The sequence below is a fragment of the Streptomyces sp. SID4985 genome (assembly GCF_009863025.1).
In the GTDB taxonomy this organism is placed as follows: domain Bacteria; phylum Actinomycetota; class Actinomycetes; order Streptomycetales; family Streptomycetaceae; genus Streptomyces.
In genome coordinates, this window is record NZ_WWIR01000567.1 from 1 (window position 1) to 14,702 (window position 14,702).

14 protein-coding genes and 1 pseudogene are annotated in these 14,702 nt (G+C 69.2%); 13 read left to right on the forward strand and 2 right to left on the reverse strand.

Annotated features, from left to right (window positions below):
• The first annotated feature begins 49 nt into the window (after positions 1-49).
• The gene (locus tag GTW40_RS24230) at positions 50-634 is read left to right on the forward strand and encodes a hypothetical protein (protein ID WP_161182293.1); all 585 of its coding nucleotides are present in this window, start codon (positions 50-52) and stop codon (positions 632-634) included.
• Between the two features lie 140 nt (positions 635-774).
• Here GTW40_RS24230 and GTW40_RS24235 read toward each other — a convergent pair whose 3' ends face one another.
• On the reverse strand, positions 775-1,077 hold the full coding sequence (locus GTW40_RS24235; RefSeq protein WP_161182294.1) for a ferredoxin: 303 nt from the start codon (positions 1,075-1,077) through the stop codon (positions 775-777).
• 532 nt (positions 1,078-1,609) lie between these two features.
• Between GTW40_RS24235 and arc the strand changes: the two genes are divergently transcribed.
• From arc to prcA, 6 genes are all read left to right on the forward strand, one after another.
• Complete coding sequence (gene arc / locus GTW40_RS24245) at positions 1,610-3,376, forward strand: proteasome ATPase (protein WP_161182295.1); 1,767 nt, start codon at positions 1,610-1,612, stop codon at positions 3,374-3,376.
• 235 nt (positions 3,377-3,611) lie between these two features.
• Entirely contained in the window at positions 3,612-5,123 is a 1,512-nt protein-coding gene (gene dop, locus GTW40_RS24250) for a depupylase/deamidase Dop (protein WP_343245775.1), read from the forward strand.
• Positions 5,124-5,290: 167 nt separating this feature from the next.
• Positions 5,291-5,509 carry a ubiquitin-like protein Pup gene (locus GTW40_RS24255; RefSeq protein ID WP_161182296.1) on the forward strand — a complete coding sequence of 73 codons (219 nt, stop codon included), beginning with the start codon at positions 5,291-5,293 and terminating at the stop codon, positions 5,507-5,509.
• 49 nt (positions 5,510-5,558) lie between these two features.
• Entirely contained in the window at positions 5,559-6,164 is a 606-nt protein-coding gene (locus tag GTW40_RS24260; protein ID WP_161182297.1) for an endonuclease VII domain-containing protein, read from the forward strand.
• Positions 6,116-6,961, forward strand: a complete 846-nt coding sequence (prcB, locus tag GTW40_RS24265) for a proteasome subunit beta (RefSeq protein WP_161182298.1) — start codon at positions 6,116-6,118, stop codon at positions 6,959-6,961. Before GTW40_RS24260 ends, prcB begins: the two co-directional genes overlap by 49 nt.
• A 77-nt stretch (positions 6,962-7,038) precedes the next feature.
• Positions 7,039-7,791: a proteasome subunit alpha gene (prcA, locus tag GTW40_RS24270; RefSeq protein ID WP_161182299.1), complete on the forward strand. Its 753-nt coding sequence runs from the start codon at positions 7,039-7,041 to the stop codon at positions 7,789-7,791.
• An 83-nt stretch (positions 7,792-7,874) separates the two neighbouring features.
• On the opposite strand, the gene GTW40_RS24275 is transcribed toward prcA, so the two are convergent.
• The gene (locus GTW40_RS24275) at positions 7,875-8,936 is read right to left on the reverse strand and encodes a LacI family DNA-binding transcriptional regulator (RefSeq protein WP_161182300.1); all 1,062 of its coding nucleotides are present in this window, start codon (positions 8,934-8,936) and stop codon (positions 7,875-7,877) included.
• 81 nt (positions 8,937-9,017) lie between these two features.
• Between GTW40_RS24275 and GTW40_RS24280 the strand changes: the two genes are divergently transcribed.
• From GTW40_RS24280 to GTW40_RS24305, 6 genes and pseudogenes are all read left to right on the forward strand, one after another.
• Complete coding sequence (locus GTW40_RS24280) at positions 9,018-10,277, forward strand: MFS transporter (protein WP_161182301.1); 1,260 nt, start codon at positions 9,018-9,020, stop codon at positions 10,275-10,277.
• Positions 10,278-10,286: 9 nt separating this feature from the next.
• Positions 10,287-11,648, forward strand: coding sequence for a Pup--protein ligase (pafA, locus tag GTW40_RS24285; RefSeq protein WP_161182302.1), 1,362 nt, complete (start codon positions 10,287-10,289; stop codon positions 11,646-11,648).
• A 145-nt stretch (positions 11,649-11,793) separates the two neighbouring features.
• Positions 11,794-12,798 (forward strand): FKBP-type peptidyl-prolyl cis-trans isomerase, encoded by a 1,005-nt coding sequence (locus GTW40_RS24290; protein WP_161182303.1) that lies wholly within the window; start codon positions 11,794-11,796, stop codon positions 12,796-12,798.
• Between the two features lie 91 nt (positions 12,799-12,889).
• Complete coding sequence (locus tag GTW40_RS24295) at positions 12,890-13,270, forward strand: FKBP-type peptidyl-prolyl cis-trans isomerase (RefSeq protein ID WP_161182304.1); 381 nt, start codon at positions 12,890-12,892, stop codon at positions 13,268-13,270.
• A 173-nt stretch (positions 13,271-13,443) separates the two neighbouring features.
• The gene (locus tag GTW40_RS24300; protein ID WP_161182305.1) at positions 13,444-14,397 is read left to right on the forward strand and encodes a WYL domain-containing protein; all 954 of its coding nucleotides are present in this window, start codon (positions 13,444-13,446) and stop codon (positions 14,395-14,397) included.
• 19 nt (positions 14,398-14,416) lie between these two features.
• Positions 14,417-14,702 (forward strand): annotated as a pseudogene (locus GTW40_RS24305) (WYL domain-containing protein); the annotation flags it as partial.

Sequence of the window (14,702 nt, forward strand, 5' to 3'; positions counted from 1 at the left end):
CACCATGCTGGCCACCCCCTCGGCACAGCCCTCACAGGAGACACTCCTAGTGCAGCAATCCGCCGTCCCGGAGCTCGCCCACGCCCACCCCCAGCCCATCCACTGGGCCGGCACCGCCACCGCGGTCGCCGGGGTGATCGCCCTGTGCTCCCTCGTGCAGCCCGGCCCGGCCACCGCCGCCCAGGCAACCCCCGCCACCGGCGCCCCCGCGCCCGCCCGCACCACCGCCGCGCCACCCGTCACCGAGGGCGTCGCCTTCCCGCTGCAGTGCGGTCCGGTCAAGGCCCTGGTCGCCAAGAAGGCCACCGGTGACCTCGACGGGGACGGCAACCCGGAGACCATCGCCGTCGTCCACTGCGACTCCGCCATGGGCACCCCGCCCGACGGCCTCTACGTCCTGACCCGGAACCCCGACGGCACCGGCTCCCGCGTCGTCGCCACCCTCGTCGACCCCAAGGACCGGCTCACCGTCACCGACCTCGCCGTGGGCGCGCGCACCGTGACCGCCACGCTGCTCGGCTACTCCTCCGACGACGTGCCCAGCTGCTGCCCCGACGTGAAGACCCCCGCCCAGTGGCAGTGGAAGGGCAACGCCTTCATACGCTCCACGCCCACGGCCTCCCACAGCGTCTGACCGCCGCCCGCACGGCTTCCGACGTCCCTGTCCGCTACCGCACCCGTACGCGCATACACGCGCGCGCGTGCCACCGGCTTCCACCGGCACGCACGCGCGCCACGAAACAACCGGGTCCGCCCGGACCCGCGCCCCCCCGCTCAGTCCGCGTCGGGGCCGTACACCTCTACCTTGTCCGAAACGCGGCGTACATGGATGCACGCGCCCGGACACTCCTTCGCCGAGTCCACCACGTCCGTCAGCAACGGCAGCGGCACACCCGTGGTGGCTCCCGCGTCCTGGAGCAGCTCGTCGTCGGCGCTCTTCACATAGGCCAGCCCGTCGATGTCCAGCTCGAACACCTCCGGCGCGTACTGGACGCAGATGCCGTCGCCGGTACACAGGTCCTGGTCGATCCAGACCTCCAGCGCCTCGCCGCCCGGGGCCTCCTGCTGCACGGTCACCTCTCCTGCCGTCGGTTCGCCGGGCGACGGTCCGGGGGCGCGCCCCGGCCCGGTCGGTACCGGCCGCTCATGAACACCCCGACCCTACCTCTCGCCCGCTTTCCGCTCCTGTGCGCCGGGGTGCGGGGGTTTCTCCCCGCGCGCGACAGAGAGGGCGCGCGCGGTCGTACGCCACCGGGCACCGGCGAAATCAAGCCGCCCGGAAGCGGCCTCCCAGGCCCCCTCGTCTCACCCCGGCCACTCGGGTCATTGCTCTGTGTGATCATCGTACGAACTCTCGTACTCCTGCCCAGGAACCGGCCGGACGACCCGCACCGGACAACTCCAGCCACTCCTGAAGGGTCTTGACCACACCCGGCACGGAACAAGCGGCTTCCGAATCACGTTGAGTGGGTATCCCCTCCGTGCGAGAGGGAGCGCACCGGGTGACCGACGACACACCTTGACAGTCTTTGTGATCTAGGGGTTTCAATCGACACCCACCCAGGTAGGGTCTGGAAGCGTCCAGCTCCCCTTGGAGGAGGTGAGGACCGTGGCAGCCCACGACGACGACATGAACCGCGGCATCCGCCCGGGACGAGGGTCCGACGACCCGTCCGGGCAGATCGCCTACCTTGAGCAGGAGATCGCCGTCCTGCGACGCAAGCTCGCCGACTCTCCGCGGCACACGAGGATTCTCGAGGAGCGGATCGTCGAGCTGCAGACCAACCTGGCCGGCGTCTCCGCGCAGAACGAACGCCTGGCCAACACGCTCCGTGAGGCCCGCGACCAGATCGTGGCCCTCAAGGAAGAGGTCGACCGGCTCGCCCAGCCCCCGGCAGGCTTCGGAGTCTTCCTCCAGGCCAACGAGGACGGCACCGCCGACATCTTCACCGGCGGCCGCAAGCTCCGCGTGAACGTGAGCCCCAGCGTCGAACTCGACGAACTCAGGCGCGGCCAGGAGCTGATGCTCAACGAAGCACTCAACGTGGTCGAGGCCATGGAGTTCGAGAGCGTCGGCGACATCGTCACCCTCAAGGAGATCCTCGAGGACGGCGAACGCGCCCTGGTACTGGGCCACACCGACGAGGAACGAGTGGTCCGGCTCGCCGAACCACTGCGGGGCATCACCATCCGCCCCGGCGACGCCCTCCTGCTCGAACCCCGCTCCGGCTATGTCTACGAGATCGTCCCCAAGAGCGAGGTCGAGGAACTCGTCCTCGAAGAGGTCCCCGACATCGGCTACGAGCAGATCGGCGGCCTCGGCGGCCAGATCGAGGCCATCCGCGACGCGGTCGAGCTGCCGTACCTCTACCCCGACCTGTTCAAGGAGCACGAACTCCGGCCGCCCAAGGGAGTCCTCCTCTACGGACCCCCCGGATGCGGCAAGACGCTCATCGCCAAGGCCGTCGCCAACTCGCTGGCCAAGAAGGTCGCCGAGGTCACCGGCCAGGCCGCCGGCAAGAGCTTCTTCCTCAACATCAAGGGCCCCGAACTCCTCAACAAGTACGTCGGCGAGACCGAGCGCCAGATCCGCCTCGTCTTCCAGCGAGCCCGGGAGAAGGCCAGCGAGGGCACCCCCGTCATCGTCTTCTTCGACGAGATGGAATCCCTCTTCCGCACCCGAGGATCGGGCGTCAGCTCGGACGTGGAGAACACCATCGTCCCCCAGCTGCTCGCCGAGATCGACGGCGTGGAAGGCCTGCAGAACGTGGTCGTCATCGGCGCCTCCAACCGCGAGGACATGATCGACCCCGCCATCCTGCGCCCCGGCCGCCTCGACGTGAAGATCAAGATCGAGCGCCCGGACGCCGAAGCCGCCAAGGACATCTTCGGCAAGTACCTCACCGAACGCCTCCCGCTGCACGCCGACGACCTCGGCGAGCACGGCGGCGACAAGACCAGCACCGTCCAGAGCATGATCCAGACGGCGGTCGAGCAGATGTACGCCGAATCCGAGGAAAACCGCTTCCTGGAAGTCACCTACGCCAACGGCGACAAGGAAGTCCTCTACTTCAAGGACTTCAATTCCGGCGCCATGATCGAAAACATCGTGGGCCGGGCCAAGAAGATGGCCATCAAGGACTTCCTCGAAAAGACCCAGAAGGGCCTCCGCGTCTCCCACCTCCTCCAGGCCTGCGTGGACGAGTTCAAGGAGAACGAGGACCTGCCCAACACCACCAACCCGGACGACTGGGCCCGCATCTCCGGAAAGAAGGGCGAGCGGATCGTCTACATCCGCACCCTCATCACCGGAAAGCAGGGCGCGGACACCGGACGCTCCATCGACACGGTGGCGAACACCGGTCAGTACCTGTAAAAGGCCGGCCGGCTGCGGGTGCCCCCGGCGGGGCACCCGCAGCCGCCTGCTTTTCCGGACCGCCACCGCACCAGGCAAAGACGCAAATGATCTCCACACCAGCGCAAAGGCGTTCTAGGCTCTTTCCTACCGCCGAGTCGCGCAGTGCGGGGACGGGCACCGCACACGCACCGGAGCGCCAGCGGTACGCGAGCGGCGCCCACCACCGAGGGTGCCGCCGGGCAAGGAGGGCCGCATGACCGTACGGCGAGTAATGGGCATCGAGACGGAGTACGGCATCTCCGTCCCCGGCCACCCCAACGCCAATGCCATGCTCACCTCGTCCCAGATCGTCAACGCCTACGCGGCGGCGATGCACCGGGCCCGCCGGGCCCGCTGGGACTTCGAGGAGGAGAACCCGCTGCGCGACGCGCGCGGCTTCGACCTCGCACGGGAGGCCGCCGACTCCAGCCAGCTCACCGACGAGGACATCGGCCTCGCCAACGTCATCCTCACCAACGGCGCCCGCCTCTACGTCGACCACGCCCACCCCGAGTACAGCGCCCCCGAGGTCACCAACCCCCGCGACGCCGTCCTCTGGGACAAGGCGGGCGAACGCATCATGGCCGAGGCCGCCGAACGCGCCGCCGCGCTGCCCGGCGCCCAGCCCATCCACCTCTACAAGAACAACACCGACAACAAGGGCGCCTCCTACGGCACGCACGAGAACTACCTGATGAAGCGGGAGACCGCCTTCTCGGACATCGTGCGCCACCTCACGCCCTTCTTCGTCTCCCGCCAGGTCTTCGCGGGCGCCGGACGCGTCGGCATCGGCCAGGACGGCCACGAACACGGCTTCCAGCTCAGCCAGCGCGCCGACTACTTCGAGGTCGAGGTCGGCCTGGAGACCACCCTCAAGCGCCCCATCATCAACACCCGCGACGAACCCCACGCGGACGCGGAGAAGTACCGCCGGCTGCACGTGATCATCGGCGACGCCAACCTCTCCGAGATCTCCACCTACCTCAAGCTCGGCACCACGGCCCTCGTCCTCTCCATGATCGAGGACGGCTTCATCGCGGTGGACCTCGCCGTCGACCAGCCCGTACGCACCCTCCACCAGGTCTCGCACGACCCCTCGCTCAAGCGCCTCGTCACGCTGCGCAGCGGCCGCACGCTGACGGCCGTCCAGCTCCAGATGGAGTACTTCGAGCTGTCGCGCAAGTACGTGGAGGAGCGCTACGGCGCCGACGCCGACGACCAGACCAAGGACGTCCTCGCCCGCTGGGAGGACACGCTCACCCGGCTCGAGAACGACCCGATGAGCCTGGCCGGCGAGCTGGACTGGGTCGCCAAGCGGGAGCTCATGGAGGGCTACCGCCGCCGCGACAACCTCGACTGGGACGCCGCCCGGCTGCACCTGGTCGACCTCCAGTACGCCGACGTACGCCCCGAGAAGGGCCTCTACAACCGGCTGGCGGCCCGGGGGCGCATGAAGCGCCTCCTGACCGAGGACGAGGTCGAGCGGGCCCGCACCAAGCCGCCGGAGGACACCCGGGCGTACTTCCGCGGACGCTGCCTGGAGCAGTACGCGGACGACGTGGCCGCGGCCTCCTGGGACTCGGTCATCTTCGATCTCCCGGGCCGCGACTCGCTCCAGCGGGTGCCGACCCTGGAACCGCTTCGCGGAACGCGAAATCACGTCAAGGAGCTGCTGGACCGCTGCCGCACGGCGGACGAGCTGGTCAGGGTGCTCTCCGGCAATTGAAACCCCTGCGTGGGGCATTGATTGGACTCCCTCCGCAGGGTGGAAAACCCGGTGCCAGGGAATCATCGATATGGCCCCCGTACGTTCCCTGAACTACGGGGCCGATGTCGGACCCGGCTTGTAGGGTCTGATCATCACCGAACGGCGAACTGAGCGGGGTGAGGGATATGGCGACCAAGGACACCGGCGGCGGCCAGCAGAAGGCCACACGCTCCACCGAAGAAGTCGAAGAGCAGACACAGGACGCACAGGGCTCCGAGGACCTCAAGGAGCGCCAGGAAAAGCTGAGCGACGACGTGGACTCGGTTCTGGACGAGATCGACGACGTACTCGAGGAAAACGCCGAGGATTTCGTGCGGTCCTTCGTGCAAAAGGGTGGCGAGTAAAGGCCGATTGGTCAATTCGCCTTCGAAGTGAAGGGTGCGGGGGAGTCCGGTGGTCGAGGAACCGAACGCGAAACGCTGCGGGAAGTGCGGGCGGGATCTGGCTCCCGCAGCGTTCGCGCGGGACCGGAACCGGCACGACGGCCTCCAGGCGTACTGTCGGGAGTGCGTGGCGAGATACAGCGCCGCGCATTACCGGCGCCGCCGGGAAGCCCTGGGGAAACCGGTCCGGGAAAAGGTGGACGTGCCGTTCGGCCACAAACTGTGCCGGGCGTGCGGTGAGGTCAAGCCGCACAGTGAATGGAATCGCAACGCGACCGCGTCCGACGGTCTGTCCACCCGGTGCCGGTCCTGCCGGGCCGCTCGCGGGCGGCAGGACCACCTCAAGCGCAATTACGGTCTCAGTGAGTCCGAGCGGGACGCCCTGATCGCCGCGCAAGGCGGTGTCTGCTGCATCTGTCTATCCGCTCCGCCGGCGCATGTGGATCACTGCCACGAGACGGGTAGGGTCCGAGGCGTACTGTGCTTCAGCTGCAATGCCGCGCTGGGGCAGTTCAAGGATCGGCCCGATGCCATAAGGCGGGCTGCTGAATACGTGGAAGGAAACGCGTGGAAGCCAACACTCGTAGCACCGGGCGTCTACCGGCTGCCTTCCTGACGCCTGGGTCGTCCTCCTTCATGGACTTCTTGTCCGATCACCAGCCCGAGCTGCTCCCCGGCAAGCGGACGCTGCCGCCCACGCAGGGTGTGATCGAGGCCCCGCACGGCACGACCATCGTCGCCGCGACGTTCCCCGGGGGCGTCGTGCTCGCCGGTGACCGGCGGGCCACCATGGGCAACGTCATCGCGCAGCGGGACATCGAGAAGGTGTTCCCGGCGGACGAGTACTCCGCCGTCGGTATCGCCGGCACCGCCGGTCTCGCCGTGGAGATGGTGAAGCTCTTCCAGCTGGAGCTGGAGCACTTCGAGAAGGTCGAGGGCGCCCAGCTGTCCCTGGAGGGCAAGGCGAACCGGCTGTCGACCATGATCCGTTCCAACCTCGGCATGGCCATGCAGGGCCTGGCCGTGGTCCCCCTGTTCGCGGGGTACGACGTGGGCCGCGACAAGGGCCGCATCTTCTCCTACGACGTCACCGGCGGCCGCTCCGAGGAGCACAACTTCGCGTCGACGGGCTCCGGCTCGGTCTTCGCGCGGGGTGCGATGAAGAAGCTGTTCCGGGACGACCTGACCGAGGAGCAGGCCACCACCCTCGTCGTGCAGGCGCTGTACGACGCGGCCGACGACGACTCGGCGACCGGTGGTCCCGACGTCGCGCGCCGGATCTACCCGATCATCACCGTGATCACCGAGGACGGCTTCCGCAGGCTGACCGAGGACGAGGCGTCCGAGATCTCCCGTGCGGTGCTCCAGCGGCGTCTGGAGGAGCCGGACGGTCCGCGGGCCGCGCTGCTCTGAGCGTGGGCCGGACTTCCCGGCCGGACTTCTCAAGCCGAGGTGATTCAGTGACCATGACAGAAAGGGACGGATAACCGGTGTCGACGCCGTTCTATGTCTCACCCCAGCAGGCCATGGCGGACCGCGCGGAGTACGCCCGCAAGGGCATCGCGCGCGGTCGCAGTCTGGTGGTCATGCAGTACGCCGACGGCATCGTGTTCGTCGGTGAGAACCCGTCCCGTGCGCTGCACAAGTTCAGCGAGATCTACGACCGGATCGGCTTCGCGGCCGCCGGTAAGTACAACGAGTACGAGAACCTGCGCATCGGCGGTGTGCGCTACGCGGACCTGCGTGGTTACACCTACGACCGTGACGACGTGACCGCGCGCGGTCTGGCGAACGTGTACGCGCAGACGCTGGGCACGATCTTCTCCTCGGCGGCCGAGAAGCCGTACGAGGTGGAGCTGGTGGTGGCGGAGGTCGGGGAGACGCCGGACGGCGACCAGATCTACCGGCTGCCGCACGACGGTTCCATCGTGGACGAGCACGGCTCGGTCGCGGTGGGCGGCAACGCGGAGCAGATCAGCACGTTCCTGGACCAGCGGCACCGGGACGGGATGACGCTGGCGGAGGCGCTGAAGCTGGCCGTGCAGGCGCTGTCGCGGGACACCAATGGCAGTGAGCGGGAGATTCCGGCGGAGCGCCTTGAGGTGGCGGTCCTGGACCGTACGCGTCCGCAGAAGCGGAAGTTCAAGCGGATCGTGGGCCGTCAGCTGGACCGTCTGCTGGCGGCGGACGGTGCGGCGACGGAGGCGGAGAGTTCCGTGGAGGAGGGCTCCGAGGAGGAGTGATTCTTCCGAGACGCGGGTGAAGCCCCGGCCGGTTCTCCGGCCGGGGCTTCCGTGTGTCCGGGCACGGTGGCGCCTGGACGCCCTCAGACGGCTCTGGCCGGGCCTGTGGAGCCCCGTACGACGAGCTGGACGGGGATGTCCCCGCTTGCGGGTGCGCGGCCGTCCAGGACGGCCAGGAGGGCTTCCATGCCGCGTTCGCCGAAGAGTTCGGCGTCGAGGCGGACGGTGGTGAGTTCGGGGTCGATGGCGGTGGCGAGGGCGAGGTCGTCGAGGCCGGTGACGGAGATGTCGTCGGGGACGCGCAGGCCGAGGCGGCGCAGGGCTTTGTAGGCGCCGGCGGCGAGTTTGTCGTCGTCGCAGACGACGGCGGTGGGGCGGGGTCCTGGCGCGGTGAGGGCGGCTTCGGTGGCGGCGCGGGCGTCTTCGATGGTGATGGGGGCGGTGGTGGTGCGCAGGCGGGTGCCGGGTGTGGCGGCGAGGCGGTCGGCGAGTTCCTGGGCGCGGGCGCGGAAGGTCCAGGAGGGGATGTCGGCGGCGAGGTGGAGGAGGTGGCGGTGGCCGAGGCCGAGGAGGTGGTCGGCGACCTGGCGGACGCCGTCGGCGATGTCGAGGTTGACGGTGGCGGCGCCGAGGCTGCCGTGGGGGTCGCTGTCGAGCATGACGAGGGGGAGTTGGTCGCCGCGGATGGCGGTGAGGGCGTCGGCGGCCATGGAGGAGGCGATGACGCCGTCGAGGGCGGCTTCGGCGGAGGCGAAGGGGTCGCGGGCCGGGCCGACGCCCTCGGGGGAGGGGTAGAGGACGACGCCGAAGCCGTGGCGGGCGGCGACGCGGGCGGCGCCGGTGTAGACGCCCGCGAAGAACTCGGTGGTGAGGGCGGGGACGACGAGGAGGACGGTCCGGGTGCTGCCGAGGCGGAGGTTGCGGGCGGCGAGGTTGGGGCGGTAGCCGAGGGTGCGGGCGGCTTCGCGGACGCGTTCGGCGGTGGGCTCGGAGACGCGGCCGCGCCATTTGTCGCCGAGGACGAGGGAGACGGCGGCCTGGGAGACTCCGGCGGCCGTGGCCACGTCACGGCTGGTCGGGCGCGTGCTGCTGCTGCGTGCCACCGTGGGCCTGCTCCTTCGTGTGGACGGGTGAACAGCGCACATGGTACGTATGAATGCGTTAGTTATACGTAACACTTCGGAGGCGTCGAGGCGGCCCGGAGGGGCTTGGGCGAAGGGCTGCACATGGCGACGGGGTATCTGGAGATCCTGCGGGCGAAACACGCGGTGAGGCTGCTCACGGGCACGCTGGTGGGTCGGCTGCCCAACGCGGTGGCGTCGATCGCGCTGTTGCTGTTCGTGCGGGCCGAGGGGGGTTCGTACAGCCTGGCGGGGGCGCTGGCGGCGGTGTACGGCGTGGCGAACGCGGTGGGGCAGCCGCTGCTCGGCCGTCTGGTGGACGTCCACGGGCAGCCCCGGGTGCAGCTTCCGGCGGCGGTGCTTTCGGCGCTGGCGATGGCGGGGTTCGCCTTCGTGGGCATCGGTCCGCTGCCGCTGGCGTACGTCCTGGTGGCGGCGTCGGGGCTGTTCACGCCGCCGTTGGAGGGCGGGCTGCGGGCGTTGTGGCCGTCGGTGCTGCGGCGGGAGGACCAGGTGCACACGGCGTACGCGCTGGACGCGGTGGCGCAGGAGGTGATGTTCACGGCGGGCCCGCTGCTGGTGACGCTGTGCGTGTCGCTGTGGTCGGAGCGGGCGGCGCTGCTGGTGCTGAACGGGCTGGGGGTGCTCGGGGCGTTGTCGGTGGTCCTCTCGCGGCCGTCGCGGGAGTGGCGTTCGGAGCCGAGGGAGGCGCACTGGCTGGGTGCGCTGCGTTCGCCGGGGCTGCTGGCGCTGCTGGCGGCGTTCCTGTTCGTGGGGATCGCGATGGGGTCGATCGCGGTGGCGGCGGTGTCGTACGCGGACGGTCACGGGGGTGACGCGGTGTACGGCTGGATGATGGCGGCGGTGGGTCTGGGCGCGCTGGCCGGTGGCACGGTGTACGGGGCGCGGCGCTGGGCCGGGGCGCCGGAGCGGCGGCTGCGGGTGCTGGTGGCGCTTCTGGCGGTGTGTTACGTGCCGCTCACGCTGATGCCGGGTCCGGTGTCCATGGTGTTGCTGTCGGTGCTGGCGGGGGTGTTCCTGGCGCCGTGCATCGCGTGTGCGTTCGTCATCGTGGACCGGCATGCTCCGGCGGGGACGGTCACGGAGGCGTTCTCGTGGCTGGTGACGACGTTCGTGGTGGGTGCGTCGGTGGGTACGGGGCTGGCGGGTCCGGTCGTGGAGGCGGGCGGGGCGCTGTGGGGTTTCGCGCTGCCGGGTGTGGCGGGGGCGGTGTCGATGCTGGTCCTGCTGGCCACGGGGCGGGTGCTGACGGCCCCGGCGGTGGGCGGGGTCGTGGTGGTGTCCTCGGAAAATGATCCGAATCGTGCTGCCCAACCCCGTTTCAGTTCAGGGGATCGGGCGTAATGTTCATGCATGGACCGCCGCATTTTCGGGCTGGAGAACGAGTACGGCGTCACGTGCACGTTCAGGGGACAGCGGCGTCTGTCTCCTGACGAGGTGGCGCGGTACCTCTTCCGCCGTGTCGTGTCATGGGGTCGCAGCAGCAATGTCTTTCTGCGAAACGGCGCCCGGCTGTATCTCGACGTGGGCTCACATCCGGAATACGCGACACCCGAGTGTGACAATGTGACCGAACTGGTCACTCACGACAAGGCCGGCGAGCGCATTCTCGAAGGACTCCTGGTGGACGCGGAACGACGCCTGCACGAGGAGGGAATCGCGGGCGACGTCTACCTTTTCAAGAACAACACCGATTCGGCGGGCAATTCGTACGGGTGCCACGAGAACTATCTGGTGGCCCGGCACGGGGAGTTCTCCCGCCTCGCGGACATTCTCATCCCGTTCCTGGTGACGAGGCAGTTGCTGTGCGGCGCGGGCAAGGTGCTCCAGACGCCGCGTGGTGCGGTGTACTGCGTCAGTCAGCGGGCGGAGCACATCTGGGAGGGCGTGTCGTCGGCGACGACGCGTTCGCGGCCCATCATCAACACCCGCGACGAGCCGCACGCGGACGCCGAGCGCTACCGGCGGCTGCATGTCATCGTGGGCGACTCGAACATGTCCGAGACGACCATGCTGCTGAAGGTGGGCGCGACGGACCTGGTGCTGCGCATGATCGAGGCGGGCACGGTGATGCGGGATCTCACCCTGGAGAACCCGATCCGGGCGATCCGCGAGGTGAGCCACGACATCACCGGGCGCCGCAAGGTGCGCCTGGCCAGCGGCCGGGAGGCCTCCGCGCTGGAGGTCCAGCGGGAGTACTTCGACAAGGCGGTCGACTTCTGCGATCGCCGGGGCATCCGCACCGGCACGGTGGCGCAGGTGCTGGAGCTGTGGGGCCGCACGCTGGACGCGATCGAGACCGAGGAGCTGGACCGGATCGGTACCGAGATCGACTGGGTGATGAAGTACAAGCTCATCGAGCGGTACCGCGAGAAGCACAACATGACGATGTCGCATCCGCGGGTCGCGCAGATAGACCTCGCGTATCACGACATCCACCGTCGTCGTGGGCTGTACTACCTGCTGGAGAGGAAGGGTCAGGCGGCGCGGATCTGCAACGACCTGAAGATCTTCGAGGGCAAGTCGGTGCCGCCGCAGACGACTCGGGCGCGCCTTCGTGGTGACTTCATCCGGCGGGCGCAGGAGCAGCGCCGGGACTTCACGGTGGACTGGGTGCATCTGAAGCTCAACGACCAGGCGCAGCGCACCGTGTTGTGCAAGGACCCGTTCCGTTCGGTGGACGACCGGGTGGAGAAGCTGATCGCGGGAATGTAGTCCGGTCCGCGTGAAGGGTGGTTTTTCCGCGGGCGTCTGACGGATCGCCACACGGGCGCCGTACGTTTACCGTACGGCGCCCTTCTCACGCCGTAGAGTTGCGCGCACGCCAATCCGCAAGATCGACCGATTACGAGGCAACTCCGTGCGCCGACGTTCACTGCTCCTCGCCGCCGCCGTTCCCGCTGGACTGGTCACGCTCGCCGGGTGTGGCGACGGTGATGCGAAGTCCAGCAAGGCGAGCGCTTCTCCGTCTCCGGCGGTGTCGTCCGCGCCGCCGCCGAAGATCGTGGACGGTCCGCTGCCGGCGATCACGGCGGGCAAGGAGTTCGGCCAGAAGCCGACGGTGGCGAAGGGCGAGGGGGAGCCGTCGAAGAACCTGGCGGTGCGCACGGTCATCGCGGGCAACGGCCGTACGGTCGCGGAGAACGACTTCGTCCAGGCGAACTACCTGGGCCAGATCTGGAGCTCGGGGAAGGTCTTCGACAACTCCTACGACCGGCAGCCGCTCGTGATCCAGCTCGCGCAGGGCAGCATCATCGACGGCTGGCGGTACGCGCTGACGGGGAAGAAGACCGGCAGCCGGGTGGAGATCGCGGTGCCGCCGACCTGGGGGTACGGCGAGTCGGGCAACTCGCAGGCGGGCATCAAGGGCACCGACACGCTGGTGTTCGTCATCGACGTGATCGACTCCTTCAACTCCAAGAGTTCGGCGAAGGGCAAGAGCGTCCCGCAGGACGACGCGGCGCTGCCGAAGGTGGGCACCAACACCGACGGTGCCGCGCCGAAGGTGACCGTCCCGAAGACGGCGCCGCCCAAGAAGCTGGTGTCGAACTACGTGCTGGAGGGCGACGGGCAGCCGGTCAAGAAGGACCAGACGGTGCTGTGCCAGTTCCAGGGGCTGGTGTGGGACAGCGGCAAGGTGTTCCAGCAGACGTACGGCACCGGGCGGCTGAGCCAGTTCTCCGTGGAGCAGATGGAGCAGGTCGTCAAGGGGCTGGCGCAGGGGATCACGGGCAAGAAGGTCGGCAGCCGGGTGCTCGTCGTGGTCCCGCCGGACCTGGCCTACGGGGACAACCCGCCCGGTGGCGGCGACATCAAGAAGGGTTCCACGCTGGTCTTCACGGTGGACATCCTCGCCGCGATGTAGGGGGTGCCGCTCGCCCCGTGCGGGGCGGCGGAGCCGTGAGCAATGAAAGACTGTCCGTGTTACGTGTCGTACACAAGCAGGAGCTTTTGACGTGAACATCGACAAGCCGGAGATCGACTTCCCGGGCGGCGAGCCGCCGGTGGACCTCGAGATCAAGGAGATCTGGGAGGGCGACGGCGAGGTCGCCCAGGCGGGCGACTTCGTCAAGGTCCACTACGTGGGTGTCGCGTTCTCCACCGGCGAGGAGTTCGACGCCTCCTGGAACCGCGGTACGCCGCTGGAGTTCCAGCTCGGTGTCGGCCAGGTCATCCCGGGCTGGGACCAGGGCGTGCAGGGCATGAAGGTCGGCGGCCGCCGCCAGCTGACCATCCCGGCGAACCTCGCCTACGGCGACCGTGGCGCGGGTCGTGCGATCGCCCCGGGCGAGACGCTGATCTTCGTCTGCGACCTGGTGGGCGTGGGCAAGCGCTGACCCGGTGACCGACCGGATCTGATCGAAGAAGGGCCCGTACCTGGGGTACGGGCCCTTCTTTTATGACCTGTGCTGTCCGTAATGGCCCTTCTTCTTTGTTCTGGCTTTTGCCGCGCCACCGCGGAGCGGTACGGTCGACGATCGGAAGCACCAGAGGGAGGCGAAGGGCGTCGATGGCCATTGCCAAGGCCGAGCGGCTGATGAACCTAGCGCTGTGTCTGCTCGGCACACGGCGACCGCTCAGCAAGCGCGAGCTGCGCGAGTCCATCGAGGCGTACCTGGAAGCGGGCTCGGACGACGCCTTCAACCGCATGTTCGAGCGGGACAAGGACGATCTGCGCGAACTGGGTCTCGTCATCGAGACCGTCGAGAACATCGAGGGCGAGGTCGGCTATCTCGCCCGCGGCGACAGCAACCGGCTGCCGCCCATCACCCTGGATGCCGAGGAGGCCGCCGCCCTCGGTCTCGCCGCCAAGGTCTGGCAGCAGGCCCGCCTCGCCGGTGCCGCCAGCGGCGCCCTGCAGAAGCTGCGCGCGGCCGGACTCCCCGAGGACGTGGACCCCTACGGCGCGCACGGCGCCCTGGAGCCGCGCATCCCGGTGCACGAGGCCGCCTTCGAGCCGCTGATGCTGGCCTGCCGCGACCGCCGCCCGGTGCTCTTCGACTACCGCAAGGCATCCGCCGCCCACCCCGAACCCCGGCACGTCGAGCCGTGGGCGCTGGAGTGCTGGCGCGGCCACTGGTACCTCGCGGGCTACGACCGCGACCGGGGCGCCGAGCGCGTCTTCCGGCTCTCCCGGATCACCGGCAAGGTCCGCGCGCGCGGCACCGGCTTCACCGCGCCGGTGCCCGACGTCGTCACCGTGCGCGAGACCGTCGCCGGGTGGGCGGGCGAGAGCGCCGACCGCTCCGCGCTGATCCGGCTGCGCTCCGGCGCCGGGTACCCGCTGCGGGCGAAGGCCGCCAAGGTCCGCGACCTCGGCGACGGCTGGGACGAGCTGGAGATTCCGTACGGGCACGGCCTGGACGCCTGGCTGGTGGAGTTCGGGCCCGACGTCGTCGTGCTGGAACCGGCCGAGCTGCGCGCGGACGTGGTGGACCGGCTGCGTGCCGTGGCCAAGGGCTGATGGGGAGCTGAGCACAACCATGGCAGGAAAAGCGGCCAGGCCCGCCAACGCCATCGACCAGACACGGCGGATGCTGTCCCTGGTGACCTATCTGCGCGAGCGCCCCGGCGCCCGCATCGCGGACGTGGCGCGCGCCTTCGGCATCACCGAGGACGAACTGGTCTCCGACCTCGACGTGCTGCCCATGTGCGGCACCAGCTTCCGGGGCGGCGACCTCCTCGACATCGACACCGACGGCGAGCGCATCTGGTGGCACAACCCCGCCGCCCTCGGCGCGGACGCCGCCGAGCCGCTCCGGCTGGCCG